This window comes from Hafnia sp. CBA7124 (assembly GCF_002355555.1).
Lineage (GTDB): Bacteria > Pseudomonadota > Gammaproteobacteria > Enterobacterales > Enterobacteriaceae > Hafnia > Hafnia alvei.
The window spans coordinates 1,586,274-1,609,268 of sequence record NZ_AP017469.1 but is presented as its reverse complement, the minus strand read 5'-3'; the positions used below and the strand labels follow the sequence as shown (position 1 = coordinate 1,609,268).

The window sequence follows — 22,995 nt, the reverse complement described above, 5'->3', positions numbered from 1 at the left end:
ACGACTAAAAACTCATGCTGCAGGCAGTGCATGATGATGATCGGTCTTCTTCATCAGCATCAGCAGATACACCAACGCGATCCCCGCAATCATCACAAACAGCACATTATCAGAGTATTGCTGCATCAAAGCGGCAACCGTCGCTGGGCCAGCAAGGCTGCCAATGGTATAGCTCATTAGTAAGGCCTGATTCATCGCCACTAATTCATGCGCTGCAGCAGTTTCGCATGCCCACGACATGGCGACCGGATACAGCGTGAATCCCGCACATCCCAGCGTAAATAAAGCTGGCACAATGCCGTAGTTGCCCAGCATCGCAATGCTGCCGATAATGACCAAACTCACCTGCACACGCAGCACTGCCAAACGCCCAAAGCGGTCGGCTAAGCGACCAACCGGCCACTGCCCCATAATGCCAGCGCTAACCAACAATGCCATCCACAGGCCAACATTTGCATCGCTCATGCCTTTATGGGCCAGATACAAAGGTAGTAGGCCATATAAAGACCCAAGCACCGCACCGGATATAATACAGCCATGGATACCTAAGCGCGCGCTACGACGACGCAACATCGCCCACATCGGCACCGAGGTATGCGCTTCTGGCCGCGTAAAGCGAGCAAACAGCAGCGGCAGCATAGCCAATACCATCAGCGACGTTGCCCATGGCAACACCTGTAATACGGCGGTCGGCACAGCGCCCAGCATCAGTTGTCCCAGCACGGTTCCCAAATAATAAACCGTCATATAAGCAGCCAGCAGCTGGCTACGATTCGCATTTGTTCCACTACGCAGTAATGCGCTTTCAACAATTACCCACACCATCGCACAGCCTACACCTGCGAAGAAACGCAGAGCCAACCAGCTCCAGATATCGGTTGAAAAGCTCAGCGCCGCGGTCGAAATCGCAAAAATGGCACAGGCATAATGATAGCTTCGGTTAAATCCTGAATGCATGATTACTGAACCAGCAACCAGCGTCCCCACCAGATTCCCCATAAAATACGAGGAACTCACCAGACCGACTTGCCAAGTCGGTAACTGCTCATGGCTCAGCCACAATGGAACTAAAGTATTTAAAACCGCCATAGCAACGGTCAGCAGCAGGAGCCCGCAGAGCAATAAAAGCACTGGGCGAGAGTATGAAAACATGTGAATTTAAAACCGAACCGCATTGAGAAGTGGCGGCATCATGCCACTGGTGAATTAAAAGTCAATCGCCCATAGATTAGACATAGCACGATTTGTTAATACGTAGGGGGATAAATTTATTTTTCTGACAAACTGGCTAATTTTGGACTTCCTGCCACCAGCAAAATATGCCCATGATAACAGGCCGTTTTACACTGCCCACAACCGTCACAGCGGGCTTCGTCAAAGCTTGGCTGATCGACTTCGTCAAACTTAATCGCCTGTGAAGGACACGCATGAACACACAAACGGCAGTCATCATTTCCTCGCCCAATGCAGCCTTTGGCGACAACTGGCCTTAAGGCCGTATCTGAAGGAATTAGCGGAGACAGCGCTCCCGTTTTGCACACCGCAGTACAATAGTTGCACTTCGCAGTATCGCAGGATGAAAAATCAATCTGTACTGCCGCCGCGCCATCTTTAATTTCAATTAAGCCGTAGGGACACGCGCCCACGCACTCCCCACATGCTGTACACAATGCCAGAAAAAGACTTTCCGCTACCGCCTGCGGTGGCCGACCCACAGCGCGTTGCACCGTTTCTTGTGCAACCTGCAACTGAGCCTGCTTACCGGCCCCTAGCAAGCCACGGAAAAGCCCGCGGCGGCTAACAGTACGATGAGACATCCAAGCGCGATAGTAGTCTTGATCCTTTTGCTCACTCATTAGCGATAAAGCTCACACGCAACAGGCATAATCGCTAACTGTTGCTGCCAACTTGCCAAAGTTAACATCGCAAGATCTGCTAACCCTTGATAAAACGGATGTTGAGCGTCCTGTATCATGAGCGTCAAATAGCGTGAGCTCCATGGCAACAGATGAGCAGATAAAAACTCACCGAGTGCCTGAGGCTGTGTCTCAGCAAGCCATGCAGCCATCATCAGCATTAAGCCAAACTGATCTTCCGGCTCCTTTTGCTCGCTCTGCCCTTCAATATGGTGCTGGCGCATCCACTGACGTAGCGCCAGCGTTGAATCACCAAAGAGAACGCTCTCTTTATCCAGATAAACCGAGCCCCAAGGGGGAGCCGGTAACGCATGTGGCCCGATAAACAAACGCTGGTACGCATCTTCCAAAGATTCATTCGTAGCAGCCGCCAACTGAGTCATACACTGCGCTAACTGCGGTTCCGAACCATACGGCCATTCACTGCACCATTCAGATGAAGTGAAGATTTCCACCAGCGGCGCACAAGCGTCACTTTCTGGGGAATAATAAAAAAGCGCGCCTAAAGAGCGGGCCGAAATGGCAATATCTTGAAGCTGTTGTGGTTGTAGCATGAGGATACCAAATCAATTTCATCGCGATGCGAATGACAATTTTAATAACATAGCAAATGTTAGCTGACAGATAGTGGGGCTCGATTCTGAGCCCCACTCAGCAAAAACAGTATTTACCCAGCGATTGCCATACCTACTGTCATATGAAGACCATAGAACATACCGCGGCCAATCAGCTCACCGGCGACAACCAGTAATAAACCAATCACCAGCCAGGCAACTGATGGCGCTCTGCCTTTGATCATTGGACAAATCCAGCAACCCAATCCAAGCACCAGCAGCGCCAAACGCCATGCTAGCAAAGCACCAAACGATGGAATGAGCGCAGAAGCTTGTTGGATTGAACTATGAATTTCAGCCAAACCAAAGCCCTGCATCGCTACAGAGGCAACGCTGACAAGCACCGCCAATACGCTAACAACGGGCAAAATACGCATTGCGCAGCCACACACACCGGCAGCCCTCAGCAGTAAGAAGCCAAGCAAAGGCCCACCAATAAACATCGTCAGCACGAAGCCTAGCGTGGTGTAGCCGTTATGCCATGTAGGTACGGTATCAATCTGGTACACACGACACATGGCGTAAACAAATAACAGACCTAACACCATGGTGACCGCAAGCCAAAGCTTACCCAGCGCAGCAGGCATTTTGTTTAATACCGCCAAAAGCCAGTAGATACCGCCAACGGCAAAGAACACCGAACCGCTAGCAATTTCGTTACTCAGAGCAGATTCGCCGATACGGTTAAGCGAATTGAACGCCCTCATTGGCGAGCCCAAATGCATCACCGAGGCGATAAACGCTATCCCCATCAGCACCCAGAGAAAAAACATACTCAGATGAACGCGTCGCGTGCGATCGTTATCCAAACGCCCAGAGAGTAATGCCAGCGCCAGTACGATGAAACCACCGACAACACACTGCCCTAAGACCGTAAAAATCATTAACGGCCATTCATGCCATCCCATACCCATCTCAGACCTCCTTCGGATTTGCCAGATAACCGGTGGTATCTCCAACCGGACGGCTGTTGGCGTTAGGTTTTAATACGATATTCGGCTTCGTAAAGTGCGCAGCTGGAAGCGGTGCAATTTCAGCTAAATCACCGTATTTGGCACGCAGCTCCTCAATAGGCGCTAAATCCAATGCACGCAGCGGGCAAGACTCAACGCAGATCGGTTTTTTACCCGCTTCGACTCGCTCATAGCAGCCATCACACTTGGTCATATGCCCTTTCTCCTCATTGTATTGAGGAGCGCCATACGGGCAGGCCATATGGCAATAGCGACAACCGATGCACACTTCTTCGTTGACCACGACAAAGCCATCTTTTTCGCGCTTGTGCATCGCACCGCTTGGACACACTTTGGTACAAGCCGGATCGCTACAGTGGTTACACGAGATCGACAGGTAATAAGCAAACACGTTTTGGTGGTAAACACCGTTATCCTCTTGCCAATCCCCCCCTGCATATTCATAAATGCGGCGGAAACTCACATCAGGCGTCAAATTTTTAAAATCTTTGCAGGCCAGCTCGCAGGTTTTGCAGCCGGTGCAACGACTAGAGTCGATATAAAAGCCGTATTGCGTTGTCATCAGCTACTCCTTATGCCTTGGTGACTTGAACAAGATTCGAATGCGACGGATTCCCTTTCGCCAACGGCGATGGGCGCTGGGTGGTCAGCACGTTAATTGAGCCTGCATGATCGACGCGGTTTGCATCAGGGCTATACCATGCCCCCTCACCCAGTGCGACAACGCCCGGCATCATGCGAGGTGTCACCTTAGCGTTGATACGAACTTCGCCGCGATCGTTGAAAATACGCACGATATCGCCGTTGGTGATGCCGCGTTTTTTCGCATCCATCGGGTTAATCCACATCTCTTGGCGACACGCAGCTTTCAGCAGATCAACGTTGCCATAGGTAGAGTGCGCACGTGCTTTGTAGTGGAACCCTGTTAGCTGCAGTGGGAATTTCTCAACTAGCGGATCTTCATAGCTTTCAAAACCGGCGCTGTAGATTGGCAGAGGATCGATAACATCATCCTTAGCCAATTCCCATGTCGCTGCCTTTTCAGCCAATTGCGCAGAGTAAATCTCGATTTTGCCTGAAGGCGTGGTTAACGGGTTAGCCGCCGGATCTTCACGGAACGCTTTGTAGGCCACATGGTGCCCTTCAGGATCGCGCTGTTTATAAATCCCCTGCTGACGGAATTCTTCAAACGACGGCAGACCTGGCATGGCTTGCTGAGACTGTTTATACAGATGACGCAGCCACTCTTCCTGATTACGACCTTCGGTAAACTGCGCCTCCACGCCCATGCGTTTCGCCAATTCACTGGTCATCTCATAAATATTTTTGCATTCAAAACGTGGCTTAATCACCTGATCGGCAAAGATAACGTATGACATGTTGCCCGCAGACGCATCCAAGCAAAAATCCATCTGCTCTGATGCCGTGCAGTCTGGCAGTAAAATATCGGCATACTTTGCCGATGCGGTCATGTGGTTATCAATCACCACGATCATTTCACATTGCTTATCGTCTTGCAGGATTTCATGCGTACGGTTGATTTCAGAGTGCTGGTTAACCAAGCAGTTACCTGCGTAGTTCCAGATCATTTTGATCGGCACATCCAGCTTATCTTTACCGCGTACGCCATCACGCTTCGCCGTCATCTCAGGACCGCGCACGATGGCATCGGTCCATAAGAACATCGAAATACTGGTCTGAACGGGGTTTTCAAGCGTTGGCATACGCACGAAATCAAGATCGTAAGAGCCTTCGCGCGCGCCGCTATTTCCGCCGTTGATCCCGACGTTACCCGTTAGGATGGCCAGCATAGAAATAGCGCGTGAGGCTAATTCACCGTTTGAGTGGCGCTGTGGCCCCCAGCCTTGTGAGATATACGCAGGTTTTGCTGCACCGATTTCACGACCGAGCTTAATAATTTTATCGGCTGGAATTCCGGTGATCTTTGAAGCCCATTCAGGCGTTTTAGCAATGCCATCGGCACCTTCACCTAGGATGTAAGCTTTATAGTGACCGTTGGCTGGCGCACCGGCAGGCATGGTTTTTTCATCATAGCCGACGCAATATTTATCGAGGAATGGTTGATCAACTAAATCTTCTTTGATCATCACATAGGCTAGCGCTGAGGCCAACGCCGCATCGGTGCCTGGACGAATAGGAACCCACTCATCTTCACGGCCAGCGCCCGTATCGTTATAACGCGGATCGATGATGATCATACGCGCATCAGATTTCTGACGAGCCTGTTCCAAATAGTATGTTACCCCGCCGCCGCTCATTCGCGTTTCGCCTGGGTTATTCCCGAACAGCACCACCAGTTTGCTGTTTTCAATATCCGATGGGCTATTGCCATCGGCCCAACCACCGTAGGTGTAATTTAGCCCTTCGGCTATTTGCGCCGTGCTGTAGTCGCCATAATGATTTAGGTAACCACCGCAGCAGTTCATCAGACGGGCAATCAGCGTTGAACCTGGTGGCCATGAGCGAGTCATGGTGCCGCCCAGCGTCCCTGTGCCGTAGTTGAGGTAGATGGCTTCATTGCCATAATCTTTGATGATGTGTTGCATGCTCGCCGCGATGGTATCGAAGGCTTCTTCCCAACTAATACGTTTGAACTTGCCCTCACCGCGCGCACCAACGCGCTTCATCGGATATTTCAGGCGGTCGGCGTTATAAACACGGCGACGCATTGATCGTCCACGTAGGCAGGCACGTACCTGATGCAAACCTTCGTAGTTGTCATCACCGGTATTATCGGTTTCAACATACTTAATCTCGCCATCGACAACGTGCATGCGTAATGGACAACGACTGCCACAGTTTACTGTGCATGCGCTCCAAATGACTTTTTCATTGGTGTTAGCAGATGCGGTGTTTGATTGGGCGACTGCCTTGCGGGCAAATGGCAAAGATAATCCACCGCTTGCCGCAACTAAACCGCCAATGGCACTGGATTTTACCAGTTTGCGGCGGCTTACCTGCGCAGACAATAAGCCTGTCTCTTTCGTATTTTTCATACAATACCCACTCAGTTTGCTTTCAAAATCAAAAATGTGACCGCAAAAAGCGCTAACAAAAGTCAGCGTTTTTTTAGTCAGCAAAAAAGAAAGTGGCCTATTACGTAATTGATCATCCAGCGTGTGCTCAAAACACTAAGGAAAATAATCAACTCGCAATTAATTAGAATGAAATGATATGGAATGGAAGGTCATTAAATATCAGCGCCCACTTTCTCAAATGGATAATACTTCTTTGGGAGTAATCCATATTGTTTGATGTCAATAAAGGCACGCGCAAGCAGGCCGCTGGCGGTTTATGTGATGGAATTAGCAACTTATCAAAATCAAAAACTTACGATTGAGAATAGCTATCAGTCAACTTAAATGCTTTTAAACTGAATTAATACAGCCGCAACAATATTAAAAATAGGATCTGAATTTATATTTGAGTTTATAAACGAAAAAAGCGCCCTTAGGCGCTTTTATTAAACATATTAGGAATTAACCAATATATTCTAAACCGTTCATATACGGACGCAGAACTTCTGGTACCTGAATTCGGCCATCAGCTTGCTGATAGTTTTCTAATACAGCAACCAGAGTACGACCCACAGCTAAACCAGAACCGTTCAGTGTATGCACCAAACGTGGTTTTTTGTCGGTCTTGTTACGGCAGCGAGCCTGCATACGACGCGCTTGGAAGTCCCACATGTTTGAACATGAAGAGATTTCGCGGTAAGTGTTCTGCGCAGGAACCCAAACTTCCAGATCGTAGGTTTTGCTTGAGCCAAAGCCCATATCACCGGTGCACAGCAGCACTTTACGGTATGGCAGATTCAGCAGCTGCAACACTTTCTCGGCGTGACCCGTCAGTTCTTCCAGCGCATCCATTGAATCTTCTGGACGAACAATCTGAACCAGCTCAACTTTATCAAACTGGTGCATACGGATCAGACCGCGAGTATCACGACCATAAGAACCCGCTTCGGAGCGGAAACATGGCGTATGTGCGGTCATTTTCAGCGGCAGAGATTCTTCTTCCAGAATTTCGCCACGCACCAAGTTGGTGACTGGGACTTCTGCCGTTGGGATCAGCGCATAGCTGCTGGAATCCGCTTCTTCTTCCAGTGGACGCGTATGGAACAGATCGCCACCGAATTTAGGTAACTGGCCTGTACCGTACAGCGTGTCATGGTTAACCAAATAAGGAACGTAGGTCTCGAGATAGCCATGCTGTTCAGTATGCAGATCAAGCATGAACTGAGCCAATGCACGGTGCATACGCGCCATTTGGCCTTTCATCACGACGAAACGCGCACCGGTCAATTTAACTGCGGCAGCAAAATCCAGCCCGCCAGTCATTTCGCCCAGAGTCACGTGATCGCGAACTTCGAAATCATACGTACGAGGCTCGCCCCAGCGGCTAACTTCCAGATTGTCGTTTTCGTCTCTACCGACCGGCACAGAATCATCTGGCATGTTAGGAATGGACAACGCCAAATCGCGGATATCATTTAGCAATTGATCCAGCTCTGACTTGGCCGCATCCAGCTTTTCGCCCAATTCGTTGACTTCAAGACGCAGTGGCTCAATATCTTCCCCACGCGCTTTAGCCGCACCGATGGATTTGGATCGCGAGTTACGCTCTGCTTGCAGGCTTTCAGTTTCAACTTGCAGCACTTTGCGGCGTTCTTCCTGCTGACGCAAAGTGTCAACATCCAGTTTAAAGCCTCGACGAGCCAGCTTTTCGGCGACTGCGTCTAGCTCATTACGCAGTAGATTGGGATCTAGCATGCTAATCCTGTGATTATATTGAGGGAGTTATAATGAGCAATACATTGAGCACAAGACGCTCAATGTAAAGCGTATTTTATCAGGGATAACCTTACCGCAATGGGAATATTAGCGGTAGCGTTTTGTCGGGCTATTTTGATCCTGCTCAGCCAACCATGCCAGTTTTTCACCAATTTTGCCCTCTAAACCACGGTTAGTGGGCACATAATATCGGGTTTGTGACATTTCAGGCGGGAAGTACACTTCACCCGCAGCGTAGGCATTGGTTTCATCATGCGCATAACGATACTCTGCCCCCAGCCCCATTTCCTTCATGAGTTTAGTTGGCGCATTGCGCAGATGGTCGGGAACATCATAGTCAGGGCGCTCTTTGGCATCACGCACAGCGGCTTTAAACGCGGTATAGACGGCGTTGCTCTTCGGTGCACAGGCTAAGTAGACAATGGCTTGTGCAATCGCACGCTCACCTTCTGCGGGCCCGACACGGGTAAAACAGTCCCAGGCTGAAATCGCAACCTGCATGCCGCGCGGATCGGCATTACCGACATCCTCGGAGGCAATCGCCAGCAAACGTCGTGCAACGTAAAGCGGATCGCCACCGGCGGTGATAATACGTGCATACCAGTACAGCGCGGCATCCGGAGAAGAGCCGCGCACTGATTTATGCAACGCTGAAATCAGGTCGTAAAAACGATCGCCTTTATTATCAAAGCGCGCACTGCGCTCGCCGGACACTTCCTTCAGCAGATTTGCGGTTAAAACGCGATGGCCGCTGGCATCCACTTCTGCCATATCGGCCATCATTTCTAACGTATTCAGCGCACGGCGGGCATCGCCCCCCACCAGCTCGGCGATCATATTGCGCGTGTCATCAGGCAAAACAATATTTTGCCCACCGTATCCGCGATCTTTATCGGCCATTGCCTGATTAAGCACTTCAACGATATCTTCGCTGGTTAACGCCTTGAGTAGGTAAACTCTGGCGCGTGAAAGCAACGCAGAATTGAGCTCAAACGAAGGGTTTTCCGTGGTAGCACCAATGAACGTGATGGTGCCGTCTTCGATATGCGGAAGGAAAGCGTCTTGCTGACTTTTGTTAAAGCGATGGACTTCATCGACGAACAGGATAGTTCGACGGCCCGCATCACGATTATTGCGCGCTCGTTCAATGGCTTCGCGGATTTCTTTGATCCCAGAAGTCACCGCCGAAATACGCTCAACGTCGGCATTACCGTAGCGGCCAATCAATTCAGCCAGCGTGGTTTTCCCGGTCCCTGGCGGCCCCCACAAAATCATTGAATGCAGGTGTCCGGCCTCAATCGCACGCGGCAGGGGCTTGCCCTCAGCCAGCAAGTGACGCTGCCCAATATACTGCTTCAATGTTTCTGGCCGCATACGCGCGGCCAGTGGTTGGAATTCATTCTGCGAGAAGTCGAGGGACAGATTACTCACTGGCTTTTCCCATTCATCAAGTTTGTCTATTGGCGTTGATCGTCCACCGTCACGCCTTTAGGCGGTGTGAACTGGAATTTGCTGGCATCAACCACGCCGCTTTGCTGGCTTTTCAGCTTATAAGCACTGCTTTGTCCGTCTTGTTCAACGGCGGTAAAGCTATTGATGGTGCCCGTTGGCGATACGCTAATCGTAAATTTCTTCAGATTGTTTTTCTGGCTTTTCGGTGTCAGATCAAACGTATCACCGGTTTGTTTCACATTGTACTGATTCCACTCTTTCGCATCGTTACGCGTAATCAGCATAAACGGTGTATTGCTGGTCGCGCTATCTAGCCAAGTCGCGGTTACCTGCTCAACGAACGGGTTATAGAACCACAGCGTTTTGCCATCGGAAACTAAAACGCTCTCATCGGGTGAGGTCATGTGCCAGTTGAACAGGTTAGGACGTTTGACCCAAAGTTCACCTTCTCCCTGCTGTACAGCAGCGCCGTCGGCCGTTGTTACGGTTTGAGTAAAGCTTGAATGGAAACTGTTGACCTTATTCAGGCGACTCTGCAAATCGCTGCTTGGCGTCGCCAGCGCGGCGGTCGATGCAAAACCAGTCATTAAACAGCACGCTAATAACAGCTTTTTCATTATTTTCTACACCTTTTGTCGGTCATGGTTAGCTGCAAAAACAGATAACCTCGGCTGATTTTTATCATCTGGTCAACGGCACGCTAGCCGTTACACCACGCTTTATATTAAACAATATAATACGCTAACTGTAGCCAATAGACATGGAGTTATCATCGGTAACATTCTGAATGACCGTGATTTACACATCTTTTCGCTGACAGACATTCGTCTATTTTTGCATCTCATCGATAAATAAAACGGGCGGTGAAATCACCGCCCGCTAACATGGCATCAAGCAATGACGAAATTACATATCATGCGATGGCGGCGCTAATACCTCACGGTTACCATTATTGCCCGGTGAGCTCACGATCCCCTGAGCTTCCATCTGCTCAACGATACGCGCAGCGCGGTTGTAACCGATACGGAACTGGCGCTGAACGCCTGAAATTGAGGCTCGGCGCTTATCCACCACGAAAGCAACGGCTTGGTCAAATAGCGGATCGAGCTCTTCATCGCTATCCAACCCAAACCCACCTTCGCCCTCTTCAGAAGAGCTCAGGATGCTATCGATATACTGTGGACGTCCACGTGCTTTCCAATCCTGAACCACCGCATGCACTTCCTCATCGCGAACGAATGCGCCATGCACACGAACCGGCATTGACGAGTTAGGCGGCATATACAGCATATCCCCCATCCCCAGCAACGATTCTGCGCCACCTTGGTCAAGGATAGTACGAGAGTCGATTTTGCTCGAAACGGTAAACGCGATACGCGTTGGAATGTTCGCTTTAATCAAGCCGGTGATAACGTCAACCGATGGGCGCTGAGTCGCCAGAACCAAATGGATCCCCGCCGCACGTGCTTTTTGGGCCAAACGTGCAATCAGCTCTTCCACTTTTTTACCGACGGCCATCATCAGATCGGCAAACTCATCGACCAACACCACGATGTAAGGCAGTTTTTCCAATACCGGCGGCGTCATATCCATGCTGTCACCCGGCTTCCAGAACGGATCTGGGATTGGGCGCCCCATGGCAATGGCCTGTTCAACGCGTTCGTTGTAACCAGCAAGGTTACGCACGCCTAATGCCGACATCAGCTTATAGCGACGCTCCATCTCACCTACACACCAACGTAGCGCATTGGCGGCGTCTTTCATGTCGGTGACCACTTCGGTCAGCAGATGTGGAATCCCTTCGTAAACCGAAAGCTCCAGCATTTTAGGGTCAATCATGATGAAGCGAACTTCATCCGGCGTCGCCTTATACAGCATGCTGAGGATCATGGCGTTCACGCCAACTGACTTACCTGAGCCGGTGGTACCTGCCACCAACAGATGAGGCATTTTTGCTAGATCGGCAATCACAGGCTGACCAGCAATATCTTTGCCCAGCACGATAGTCAGTGGGGAAGGGCTTTCACGGAACTTGGTGCAGTCCAAAACCTCTCTGAGATAAACCGTCTGGCGATGCTTATTTGGCAACTCCAATCCAACGTAAGGCTTACCCGGAATAACTTCTACCACGCGCACGGCAACCGCAGACAGTGAACGCGCCAAGTCACGCGACAGGTTAGAAATTCGCGCCGCTTTCACGCCTGGCGCCAAATCTAACTCAAAACGGGTGATTACCGGCCCCGGCGAAATCCCGACTACTTCGGCTTTAACGCGATAATCCGCCAAACGCGATTCAACCAGATTTCCTACCTGCTCTAGCGCAAACATATCAACCGGCTCGGAGTTAGCAGGAGGCTCTGTGAGCAGATCCAACGTTGGCAACGGCGTAGTTGGTTTTTCCAGCGGCTGCTCATGACCGCGCATCAAGAATGGGTGAATTAAGCCATCCATCGCGGGATGCTGGCCAGCGGGTTGTTGAGCCACAGGCTGCTGCACTGGCGCAGTTTGAGCTGCATACTGTGGCGCGGCAGTTTGCTGCACGCTCGGTGCTGGCTGGCTATTATGCTGATTATATTGAGGCTGAGGTGCTTGCGGCGCAGATGGCTGCTGTTGCACAGGTGCAAAGCGAGGATCTTGCTGACGCGGTGCATACTGCGCAGGCGCTGGCTGTTCTGGTTCATCGTAGCGACCAAACGGAACATCGTACGCATCATCTTCACGCGCAGCGCTCTCTTCCTGCTCAGGCGTAATAGTAAATAACGGCTCAGAAGGTCCATCATCCACTAAGTCTGAAACGGGGGTAAAGCTGAAAGCATTAGGGTTAGAAGCCGCTGCTTCGCTCAACGCCTTCGCCGGAGAGAAGTCCATCAGGTCATTGCGCGAGGCGGTCACGCCGCTTAATGCTGATGCGTGGTCGTCTGCGACAGGTTGTGGCTGATAACGCTGCTGTTGCTGAGCAGAAAATTCGCTCTGCAACCGCGCCATCTCAGCGGCCTGCTCATCTTCTGCCTGATGCGCATACTGTTGCTCACCATAACGCTGCTGCTGTCGCTCGGCAAACGCCTGACGCAGGGCAAGGCTTTCCTCATCCATCGGCTGTGCAGTTTTCTGCTCCGGCTCTGGAGAGGCTACCATTTGCTGGCGCAGAGCTTCTGCTTCTTTCTTCGCCTGCTCTTCAGCCATTCGCTGTGAAGGAAGTTTAATGCCTAAAGAGGCTAACTCACGGCGCGTTGGGATACGCACAGGATTCGGACGCGGCAGTTCAGGTCCGACGCCTTGTTTCACCTGCAAGCTGCTGTCTTCGGTTGCGCTAAACGCAGGCATAAACATTGAGCCCGCGGCTGCAGCCGTTGATACGGTTGCAGGAACAACATCGTTACGCGAGGCCGCACCAAACGGAACCGTATCCGACGATAGGCCAGGATTAATATATGGCGTCGCAGGCGATTCATCGCGATCAAAATGCGAGGCCGAGAAATTCATCCCCGATGACGCATTCCCGATTTGTGAAGTAGGCGTTTCAGGCTCAAAACTGCCAATTCGTGGGCCTTCATCATCCCAAGCAGAGCGCGTTGGACGAGATGAATGATTGGCCACGTTAGACGGTCTATCTTCAGGGACTTCAAAGGAATACAGCGGAGGCATGCTCGGCTTAATTTCCGCCACAGGCTCGGGTTCTGAAGCACTGAACGTCATAGGCTGAGTGGCAGCAGAGGCTACCGGCTGAGCGGCGGCAACCGCTGCACCAACGGCAGAAACCGCCGCGGTTGGGGCCATCGTCGGTGTAACTGCAGGCTGAGCCACATCATTCAGCGAGTTCTCAGCTTCGTGCAACGGACGGAGTTTACCCAATAAAGGATCGTCGTCTTCAGCATCGACATCAGCAACAGGCGCTTCAACAGGCTGTTTTACTGGTTTAGCCAACAGAATATCGTCATCGTCTTCCACGGCGGAGGTATTAAGCAATACATCATCTGCGCCCTCACCTTTTGAACGTTCACGCTCGGCAGTAACCACTTCTCGGCTATCGTCTTCATAGTCGTATTCATCATCTCGATCGCGGCGAGAACGATTACTCATAAACGTCATGCCACCGAGGAGAACACCACCGATTTTTTCAGCAATCGTCAGCCAAGACCAGCCGGTAAACAGCGTCAGCCCCACCGCCCAAACGCCCAGCAGAAGCAGTGTTCCGCCCACGCTACCCAGCAGAGGAATCACGCCGTTTGCGAGAAGGCTACCGATCACGCCGCCTGAGGCGAAATAGTAAAGGTCGTCAACGTTCAGCGACGCTAAGCCACACGATGCCAGCACCAATGCCAACATACCGATAAGCTTGAGCGAAATAGAGAAATAATCAACATAGCCACTATCGTCGCGTTTGCGATACGCAAACCAGCACAGAACGATAATGACGGGAGGAATGGCGTAACCCATCACTCCGAAAACGAAGAATAAGGTATCAGCCAGCCATGCTCCTGCGGCGCCGCCGATATTATTGATAGGCTCGTGCCATGCCGTTTGTGACCAACTCGGATCCGAGGGGTCAAAACTCAGCAACGAAACCATAAGATAAATAGAAAACAACGCTACTACGATGAGTAACGCCTCGTATAACCGACGTCCACTGCTCATTCGTTTGAGAGTAACGTCCTTCTCTTCTGTGTATTCCTGGCTCAAGAAAGGCTCTCCAGGTTCCTGTTTTTCACCATAGCACTATTATTGCCTATTGCCGCTTTAGAACAACGCATTGCCACGTAATATTATATTTCAGTAAAACTCATACCAATAACAACGCCGAGAGAGTCTACCCTCGGCGTTGAAACTGTATAGATACACAGGAGTGTAACCAAATTAATCAGGTTTTGCACCTGCTACCGTTATCGTGTTTTGATAACCAAGCGATTGCTCTGTTTGACTTCTTCCATAACCACATAGGTACGGGTGTCATTAACGCCAGGCAGGCGTAACAGGGTCTCACCAAGCAATTTACGATAAGCGGACATGTCAGGCACACGCGTTTTCAACAGATAGTCGAAATCGCCTGAAACTAAATGACACTCCTGAATTTCTTCCAGTTTCTGAACAGCCGTATTGAACTGTTCAAACACATCTGGCGCTCCACGATTCAAGGTAATTTCTACAAATACCAGTAAGGATGCATCCAGATAGTGCGGGTTCAATAACGCAGTGTAACCTTGAATAAAACCCTGACGCTCAAGGCGACGCACACGTTCTAAACATGGAGTTGGTGATAAGCCAACTCGCTTTGAAAGCTCAACGTTCGAAATTCGTCCATCCTTCTGCAACTCATTCAGGATGTTACGGTCGATACGGTCGAGATCTTTACCGGGGCGCTTTTTATTGTCTGCCATCTTATTGTCTCTCTTATATCCTTCCCTGCTCGCCATCCCCTCAACAAGTTCAATTTGTTAAGGATTTGTCCCAAACGAAAACCCCATGCCTGCAGTCAATCAGCAATTCCCATTGCTTATGATGACGAAAACAGCCGGATAAATCCGCCGAAGCTAGCTTTCAACTCCATCTGTTTTCGCAGATTGCACTTAATTCACATGCGAGGGCTCGCATAATTGCTTTGCTCTGATTCCAAATCAATGCACATAGAGGTTCATCGTAAGACCACGATCCCTAACGCCACTCATTGAAGCCAATCTAAGCACTACACATTTCTTTTCGTATACGCGGTATTTCTTACATCAGGAGAAGAAAGCGCTGTTTTAGTTCAATAGGCTATTTGTTGCCTTCAAGCAGATAAAAATTCTGCTAAATGCCTTTCAAGCCACAAAAACCAAAGACAAGTTCTTCCCTACATCCATGTTTTCGCAAATGCACAGGCGATTGTCAAAGCAAAAGAAGCAAAATCAGACGAACATGCCAACTATTCTAAAGAAGACTTTCGAGGCGACAACAAAATAAACCGTCAAAACAGACGAATAAGCGTCGCTAAGAAGCGCTATTAGGGGGCTTTCTCGGCAAGAATGTTATCGGAATAGGTTTAAAAAAAATTATCTGCTGCCATGATTTTTACTAATCGATAGCTAGCCACTATCAAACAAATTGATAACATTTTTTTTGCACGCTTTTTTTCAGGCGCTAACTTCCCTACAATCGAGTTATTGTCCGGTAAAATTGGAAAAGAGGAATTCATGGGCACAGTCAAACACAGCAAACTCCTGATCTTGGGCTCAGGCCCTGCAGGATATACAGCGGCGGTCTACGCGGCACGCGCTAACTTGAACCCAGTATTAATTACCGGCGTTGAAAAAGGCGGTCAGCTCACCACCACGACAGAAGTCGAAAACTGGCCAGGCGATCCCGAAGGGCTCACCGGTCCTCTGCTGATGGAACGTATGCACGAGCACGCGGCCAAATTTAACACCGAGATTATTTTTGACCACATCCAGCGTGTCGATTTGCAGAACCGCCCATTCCGCCTGTTTGGCGATTCTCAGGAATACACCTGCGACGCATTGATTATTGCAACCGGCGCTTCCGCGCAATATCTCGGCCTGCCTTCCGAAGAAGAGTTCAAAGGCCGTGGCGTATCTGCCTGTGCGACCTGTGATGGTTTCTTCTATCGCCAACAAGAAGTGGCGGTGATCGGCGGCGGTAATACTGCGGTTGAAGAAGCGCTTTATTTATCTAATATCGCCTCCAAGGTTCACTTGATACATCGTCGTGATACATTCCGCGCCGAAAAAATCTTGATCGGACGCATGATGGATAAAGTTGCGAGCGGTAACATTGTGCTGCACACCAACCGCACGCTTGATGAAGTTCAAGGCGATGCTATGGGTGTAAACGGATTACGTTTAAAAGCGACCGACAGCGATACCGTTGAAGAACTGAGCGTGACAGGTTTGTTTGTGGCTATCGGCCACAAACCGAACACAGCCATTTTTGATGGTCAGCTCGCGCTGGAAAACGGCTATATCAAGGTTCAATCTGGCCTGAGTGGCAACGCTACCCAAACCAGCATTCCCGGCGTTTTCGCCGCGGGTGACGTTATGGACCATATCTATCGTCAGGCCATTACCTCCGCGGGCACCGGCTGTATGGCGGCGCTTGATGCCGAGCGTTATTTGGATGGCTTAGCCGCTGTAAAATAAGTTAGCCATTTGCTCGCTTATTCTGATATCAACAGCCGATTGCACGAAAGCAACCGGCTGTTTTTTTATCATCCCGAATGCTAGCTCAAACGCTATGCAGCACGTAGCAAAAAACACTCAATCGCGGATAACAGCTCATCAGAGGCTTCTCGCTGAGGGTGATGTCCTACGCCTTTTAGAATACATAAATCTGCAAGAGGCATTTTTTCGGCCATTTCTTGGCTGAGTTCAACGGGCGTTGCCCGATCAAGATCGCCACAAACAATCAGTACCGGAATGTTTATTTGTGGTAACAAATGGCGAATATCAACACGATTGAGAGTGGCGGCACTGAGTGCTCGAGCTATACCAACGGTATCGTGAGCTAACATAATGGCTATCTCGCGTTTAACCAATTCATGGTTTTCATTTAGCCATTGCTCTGGACACAAACGTTGCTGAATCCGTGAGAACGCTAGCTCTCTCTCAGCCCTACTTCCATTGCGTAGTATCTTTCTTAGCTTGCCCCACTCGCCAAGCCGTTCAGCATATTCTGCACGAGCACTCGCACCAATAATCACTAATTGGCTAATCAGCTCAGGAAACTGCGCTGCTATCCGAATGCCGATCATTCCCCCTTGGCTTTGCCCAATAAACGTCACCTTGCCCAGAGCCAATTCTGTCACCATCAGAGCAATATCCTTCGCTGCATCCTGTAAGCTCCATGCAGAAGGAAATACGCTACTCTCACCATGCCCGGGCATATCTAAAACAATACACCGATGATTTTTCGACAACGCCTTTACCTGCTGTTCAAAACTGGTTCGATCTAAAAAAAGACCGTGGGCAAAGACAATTGCTGGCCCACTCCCGATATCGGTATAGGCATACACATTTCCATTAATGCGAATTTGATGACGTTCAAAGCTATCTTCAGGATCAAATGCACGGGCTAATAAAGCGGAGTCCTCAAAGATTTGATAACGGGAAATCAGTCCATTTTTCATCTCGAAACGAACAACGTAGTCACTACCGATGGTATGCCCAGTCGACAAAACAGTATGACGAAAACGGCCTAACGCAAGCACAGAGTCGCCTGACTCAAACAAGCGATCAACGGTAAATATCTGCGGTTTAAAATTAACGGGAAACGATTCTAACCACTCCCGCACCTGAGCACGCCCATATAATATTCCCACGGTCGAAACGCTCGGCACGCCATCAATATGCCAAACAACGTCCTCTGTCATCAGCGCTAACGCCGCAGGAATATCTCCACAACCAAATGCCGCAAAATATTTTCGCACAGCGTCACAATGGGATGTCATCGTCGCTGGCTCTAAGTGAGATAGTGTTGTCATGTGTCTAACGCCTCAAATGAAAAAATCCGAATATGCTAGTTTCTTCGCTGGTTGCCGGAAACTGCATAGATTATTATTCATTCAAATACGCATAACTACAGACATAAACACCAAGGGGTTTTCCAAAAATGAAAAATATGAACTGGGATGATCTGCGCTACTTCTTGAGTGTTACACGCACAGGTAGCCTAACCGGCTCAGCAGCAGAACTGCAGGTCAGCCAATCGACCGTTTCACGTCGCATAACCGCATTGGAACAGGATTTAAATACGCCTCTTTTTGTCCGTCATGCCACCGGATATTTTCTTACCGACCAAGGCAAAAATGTTCTGCGCAAAGTTTCCGCCGTGGAAGACAGTATTACCGCACTACAGATAGAACTCGCAGATCTCGATACCAGCGCCACGGGTACCGTTAGACTCGCTACACCAGAAAGTTTAGCGGTCAATATGATTATTCCAGCCCTTCCAGAATTTATCTCTCGCTACCCCAAACTGCGATTAGAAATCATTTCTGGCATTAGTGTTTCTGATCTATCGCGTTACGAAGCCGATATTGCGCTACGCTTAGTTCGGCCACAAAGTGGTAATTTGGTCATGCAGCGTTTAGGTACCATGAATTCAGCTATTTATGGCAGCACTCAGTATCTGAAACAGCATCCAGCGCCTGCAAACAAGCCTATTTCGGGTCGTTCATTTATCATTTGGGATCGTGCCTATGCACATTTGCCGACCGCAAACTGGCTTGCTCAACGCGGTTACGATACAAGTCCAGCCTTAGTGACCAGCAGCGTTGCAGAGCAACTCGCAGCCGCAAAATCCGGTATTGGTCTTGCATTATTGCCTGCATTTTTAGTCGCTAATGACACTGACATGGTGGAAGTTATCCCAAGCCAGCACGTCTTCTCAGAAGATCTGTGGTTAATCACACACGCCGATCTAAGGACTTCGTTACGCGTCCGCGCGGTTAGTGAATTTATTAAAACCGTAGTGGGGCGTTATCAGCCCGCTTTTTCCGATCTTGCATAGCTCATTAAGCGGTTAACAAACTGTCAATTCACGCTCATTATGATTAGATTGCGAACTTGTTATCTGAACTCCCCCACAGTTGTTAACAGAATTTACCTTCCTTTGGTTTCATGTCCCCGCAGGCCGTTGTAATATCAGAGCTTACGCGTGAACCGGTGAGTAAAGATAAAATAGGCCGGCCATCAGCACTCTTTTCGACGCTTCATCTGCTTTAGAAACCATCGCAACACATGAATAAAAACAGACAACGCGAATTAACCCAATGGCTCAAACAGCGCAGTTCGCTGGCTCGCCGTTGGCTTCGAATTTCTATGATCCTCGGTTTGATATCCGGACTTCTGATCGTCGCTCAGTCGTGGATCTTGGCGAAACTGCTGCATGATTTGATTATTGAGCAGGTACCGCGCCAATCTCTCCTGCTGCCTTTTGGCTTATTGATTACCGCCATTGTGCTACGTTCAGCCTTAAGCTGGCTGCGTGAACGCGTTGGTTTTAAGTGTGGCCAAGTAGTACGAGTGCAAATTAGAAACTTGGTGCTCAATCGGCTCGATGAACTCGGCCCTGCATGGATACAAGGAAAACCAGCCGGACATTGGGCAACGTTAATTCTTGAACAAATTGAAGACATGCAGGAGTTTTACTCTCGCTATTTGCCGCAGATGTATCTGGCAACCATGATCCCGCTGTTGATTCTGATCACCGTATTCCCGATTAACTGGGCCGCAGGTATGATCCTGCTGGTCACAGCGCCGTTGATCCCGCTGTTTATGGCGCTGGTTGGTATGGGTGCCGCCGATGCTAACCGCCGAAACTTCTTGGCATTAGGACGTTTAAGCGGCAACTTCCTCGATCGCTTGCGTGGCTTAGATACGCTACGCCTGTTTAATCGCGCCGCCGCCGAAACCGACAATATCCGTCGTTCATCGGAAGATTTCCGCAGCCGCACTATGGAAGTGCTGCGTATGGCGTTTCTTTCCTCTGCGGTGTTGGAGTTCTTTACCTCCATCTCAATCGCCGTGGTGGCGGTCTATTTTGGTTTTTCCTATCTGGGCGAACTCAACTTTGGTAGCTATGGCACCAGCGTGACTCTTTTTGCGGGTTTTCTGGTGCTTATTCTGGCACCGGAATTTTTCCAACCGCTGCGTGATTTAGGCACTTTTTACCACGCGAAAGCACAGGCCGTGGGCGCGGCTGAATCTCTGGTGACTTTTTTAGCAGAAGATGCAGAAAGCCCAGCGCAGGGGCAAGGCCAAGAGCAGTTAACCGGTACGCATCCCATTAGCATTGTGGCTTCAGAGTTGGAAGTATTATCACCACAGGGAAAAGTGCTGGCTGGGTCACTGACGTTCAGCATTGATGCAGGGCAGAGAATTGCGCTGGTAGGCTTTAGCGGCGCTGGGAAAAGTTCGTTGATTAACGCGTTACTCGGCTTCCTCCCCTACCGCGGTTCCCTCTTAGTTGATGGAAAAGAGCTACGTGAATTAGCGCCAGCGAGCTGGCGTCAGGTCCTCGGCTGGATTGGGCAAAACCCTAATCTGCCAGAGACCACGCTGCGGGCTAATGTGCTGCTGGGCGCTCCTCAGGCCACAGAAGAACAACTGACCACCGCGTTAGAACGTGCGCATGTTACCGAGTTTTTGCCCCTGCTAAATGAAGGCGTTGATACAGAAATCGGTGAGGGTGCCGCTCGCCTCTCGGTCGGCCAAGCACAGCGTGTTGCAGTGGCGCGCGCCTTACTTCGTCCATGCCGCCTTTTGTTGTTAGATGAACCCACAGCCAGTTTGGATGCGCACAGCGAGCAGCTTGTCATGCAGGCATTGTCTGAAGCCTCGCATCAGCAAACCACGCTGATGGTGACGCATCAGTTAGATGATGTGAGTGCCTACGACCAAATTTGGGTAATGGATAATGGCAAGCTGGTTCAGCGCGGCGCTTATACCGAGCTCAGCCAGCAAAAAGGGCCTTTTGCCGATCTGCTTGCAACCCGTAGTAAGGAGCTATAACCATGCGCGTACTTTTGCCGTTTTTAGCACTCTATCGTCGCCACTGGTTCCTCATCTCACTGGGCGTAGTTCTGGCTATCATTACCCTTCTCGCCAGCATTGGGCTTTTGATGCTTTCGGGTTGGTTCCTTGCTGCCTCAGCGCTGGCTGGGCTAGCAGGGCTGATGACGTTTAACTATATGCTGCCAGCCGCTGGCGTACGCGGAGCGGCGATTATCCGTACCGCAGGGCGCTACGCCGAGCGCGTTGTCAGCCATGATGCAACGTTTCGCGTGCTTTCCCATCTACGCGTATTCACCTTTAGTAAAATACTGCCGCTGTCGCCGGGAGCCATTGCGCGTTTTCGTCAGGCGGAGTTACTCAACCGTTTGGTTGCTGACGTAGACACCCTCGATCATCTCTATCTCCGCGTAATATCTCCGCTGATTAGCGCCATCGTGGTGATCGTGGTCGTTACGGCCGGTTTATCTTGGTTCGATCCTACGCTAGCAATCACGCTGGGCGGCATCATGTTGTTGCTGCTGTTTTGTTTGCCGCTAGGTTTTTATCAAGCAGGAAAGCCCGTTGGGATTGCGCTCACTGAACTCCGTGCCGACTACCGCACTTTATTAATTACGTGGGTTGCAGGGCAAGCAGAACTCGCCATCTACGGCGCGGCTGACCGCTTTCGTCAGGCGCTGGATGCCAAAGAGCGCGACTGGCAACAGCAACAGCAGAAGCAAGCGTCTTTAACCGGTGCCGCACAGGCTTTGATGATTTTGGCTTCAGGGTTAACGTTCACCTTAATGCTCTGGCTCGCCGCCGGTGGCGTTGGGCACTATGCCCAGCCCGGTGCGCTGATAGCGCTGTTTGTCTTCTCATCTCTGGCCGCTTTTGAAGCCTTAGCTCCGGTTGCCGGTGCCTTCCAGCATTTGGGACAGGTCACCGCATCAGCAACCCGCGTAGCGCAGATGATTGAGCAAAAACCCGAGGTAACATTCCCTCGATCAGGCCCCGCACTGAGTGAACAGATTGCCGTTAACATTGACCACGTGAGCTTTAGCTATCCAAATCAACCGGTTTCAGTACTTAACGATATTTCCCTTTCGGTGCAGCACGGAGAGAAAATCGCCCTGCTCGGACGTACCGGCTGTGGTAAATCAACCCTGTTACAGCTGATAACACGCGCATGGGACTGCTCTCAGGGCGAAATTCGCCTGAATGATATGCCGCTACCTGACTTTGATGAAGCAACGCTGCGACAAGCCACTGGCGTCGTCAGCCAACGCGTACATGTTTTCAGCTCAACGCTGCGTGATAATTTAAAAATCGCCAATGACCAAGCGACCGATCTTGAACTAAAAACCGTATTGGAGCAGGTAGGCTTAGGCAAATTGCTAGAAGATACAGGGCTAAATGCATGGCTCGGCGACGGCGGCCGACCGCTTTCAGGCGGCGAACAGCGTCGCTTAGGTATTGCTCGTGCGCTGCTGCATCGCTCACCGCTGCTGCTATTGGATGAACCCACTGAAGGCTTAGACGCTGACACAGAGAAGCAAATCCTTGAGCTGATCATGCAGCACTGCCAACACAAAACGCTGATCTTAATTACTCATCGCCTGCAAGGCTTGGATAAAATGGATCGGGTCTGCGTGATGGAAAATGGCCAGATCGTCGAACAAGGGCATCACGCTAAACTTCTTGACGAAAAAGGCCGATATTATCAGCTGTGCCAGCGGCTATAG

16 protein-coding genes are annotated in these 22,995 nt (G+C 50.2%); 4 read left to right on the top strand and 12 right to left on the bottom strand.

Translation table 11 applies throughout. From position 1 onward, the window contains the following. Positions 1-12: 12 nt before the first annotated feature. The 11 genes from CPY98_RS07445 to lrp form a co-directional block, all read right to left on the bottom strand. A complete protein-coding gene (locus tag CPY98_RS07445; RefSeq protein ID WP_043492326.1) occupies positions 13-1,152 on the bottom strand; it encodes an MFS transporter in 1,140 nt (379 codons plus the stop codon). A gap of 116 nt (positions 1,153-1,268) precedes the next feature. Then, entirely contained in the window at positions 1,269-1,856 is a 588-nt protein-coding gene (gene napF / locus CPY98_RS07440) for a ferredoxin-type protein NapF (RefSeq protein WP_096387067.1), read from the bottom strand. Further along, entirely contained in the window at positions 1,856-2,470 is a 615-nt protein-coding gene (gene dmsD / locus CPY98_RS07435) for a Tat proofreading chaperone DmsD (RefSeq protein WP_096387064.1), read from the bottom strand. Before dmsD ends, napF begins: the two co-directional genes overlap by 1 nt. 113 nt (positions 2,471-2,583) lie before the next feature. Further along, positions 2,584-3,444, bottom strand: coding sequence for a dimethyl sulfoxide reductase anchor subunit family protein (locus CPY98_RS07430; protein ID WP_096387061.1), 861 nt, complete (start codon positions 3,442-3,444; stop codon positions 2,584-2,586). 1 nt (position 3,445) lies between these two features. Continuing rightward, entirely contained in the window at positions 3,446-4,066 is a 621-nt protein-coding gene (locus CPY98_RS07425; RefSeq protein ID WP_025800953.1) for a DMSO/selenate family reductase complex B subunit, read from the bottom strand. 10 nt (positions 4,067-4,076) lie between these two features. Further along, a complete protein-coding gene (gene dmsA, locus CPY98_RS07420) occupies positions 4,077-6,521 on the bottom strand; it encodes a dimethylsulfoxide reductase subunit A (protein ID WP_043492488.1) in 2,445 nt (814 codons plus the stop codon). A gap of 483 nt (positions 6,522-7,004) precedes the next feature. Continuing rightward, on the bottom strand, positions 7,005-8,297 hold the full coding sequence (serS, locus tag CPY98_RS07415) for a serine--tRNA ligase (protein ID WP_025800951.1): 1,293 nt from the start codon (positions 8,295-8,297) through the stop codon (positions 7,005-7,007). A 108-nt stretch (positions 8,298-8,405) separates the two neighbouring features. After that, positions 8,406-9,749, bottom strand: a complete 1,344-nt coding sequence (locus CPY98_RS07410; protein WP_096387058.1) for a replication-associated recombination protein A — start codon at positions 9,747-9,749, stop codon at positions 8,406-8,408. 26 nt (positions 9,750-9,775) lie between these two features. Then, positions 9,776-10,387 (bottom strand): outer membrane lipoprotein chaperone LolA, encoded by a 612-nt coding sequence (lolA, locus tag CPY98_RS07405; protein WP_025800949.1) that lies wholly within the window; start codon positions 10,385-10,387, stop codon positions 9,776-9,778. Positions 10,388-10,676: 289 nt separating this feature from the next. Continuing rightward, positions 10,677-14,450 carry a DNA translocase FtsK 4TM domain-containing protein gene (locus CPY98_RS07400; RefSeq protein ID WP_096387055.1) on the bottom strand — a complete coding sequence of 1,258 codons (3,774 nt, stop codon included), beginning with the start codon at positions 14,448-14,450 and terminating at the stop codon, positions 10,677-10,679. A 200-nt stretch (positions 14,451-14,650) separates the two neighbouring features. Next, positions 14,651-15,145 (bottom strand): leucine-responsive transcriptional regulator Lrp, encoded by a 495-nt coding sequence (gene lrp, locus CPY98_RS07395; protein WP_008812989.1) that lies wholly within the window; start codon positions 15,143-15,145, stop codon positions 14,651-14,653. A 792-nt stretch (positions 15,146-15,937) separates the two neighbouring features. Here lrp and trxB point away from each other — a divergent pair. Further along, the gene (trxB, locus tag CPY98_RS07390) at positions 15,938-16,900 is read left to right on the top strand and encodes a thioredoxin-disulfide reductase (protein WP_046358720.1); all 963 of its coding nucleotides are present in this window, start codon (positions 15,938-15,940) and stop codon (positions 16,898-16,900) included. A gap of 92 nt (positions 16,901-16,992) precedes the next feature. On the opposite strand, the gene CPY98_RS07385 is transcribed toward trxB, so the two are convergent. Continuing rightward, a complete protein-coding gene (locus CPY98_RS07385) occupies positions 16,993-18,240 on the bottom strand; it encodes an alpha/beta fold hydrolase (RefSeq protein WP_231899446.1) in 1,248 nt (415 codons plus the stop codon). A gap of 128 nt (positions 18,241-18,368) precedes the next feature. Between CPY98_RS07385 and CPY98_RS07380 the strand changes: the two genes are divergently transcribed. From CPY98_RS07380 to cydC, 3 genes are all read left to right on the top strand, one after another. Beyond that, complete coding sequence (locus CPY98_RS07380; RefSeq protein WP_096387049.1) at positions 18,369-19,268, top strand: LysR family transcriptional regulator; 900 nt, start codon at positions 18,369-18,371, stop codon at positions 19,266-19,268. A 230-nt stretch (positions 19,269-19,498) separates the two neighbouring features. After that, on the top strand, positions 19,499-21,271 hold the full coding sequence (gene cydD, locus CPY98_RS07375) for a cysteine/glutathione ABC transporter permease/ATP-binding protein CydD (protein WP_096387046.1): 1,773 nt from the start codon (positions 19,499-19,501) through the stop codon (positions 21,269-21,271). Positions 21,272-21,273: 2 nt separating this feature from the next. After that, positions 21,274-22,995, top strand: a complete 1,722-nt coding sequence (gene cydC, locus CPY98_RS07370; RefSeq protein WP_096387043.1) for a cysteine/glutathione ABC transporter ATP-binding protein/permease CydC — start codon at positions 21,274-21,276, stop codon at positions 22,993-22,995.